Genomic DNA, 239 nt, shown 5'->3' with positions numbered 1-239 from the left:
CGGACTCGACCCGACCGTGAGTGCGGCTCACATGCGCCAGAACGAGCCGATCCGGACGTTCCCCGTCGGTTTCGCAGGACCGAACAACGAGACCCTGATCGCGGCCGAAACGGCCAAAGCGCACGGGACGGAGCATTACTCCAAAATCATCACGCGGGAAGATTTCTTCAACACCTTGCCGAAAGCCGTCTGGCAGCAGGACGAGCCGGACGCCGATCCATCGGCCATCGCGCTCTACC

Annotated in this window: 1 protein-coding gene; it reads left to right on the top strand. The window is 62.8% G+C overall.

Translation table 11 applies throughout. The annotated features are described in order from the left end of the window. A partial coding sequence (locus tag KVT34_RS31025) for an asparagine synthase-related protein (RefSeq protein WP_217563374.1) occupies window positions 1–239 on the top strand: 239 nt, incomplete at both ends.

The organism is Paenibacillus sp. GbtcB18, from assembly GCF_019091125.1.
GTDB lineage: Bacteria > Bacillota > Bacilli > Paenibacillales > NBRC-103111 > Paenibacillus_F > Paenibacillus_F chitinolyticus.
The sequence above is the reverse complement of the archived record's forward strand: the minus strand, read 5'-3'. Positions and strand labels throughout refer to the sequence as shown.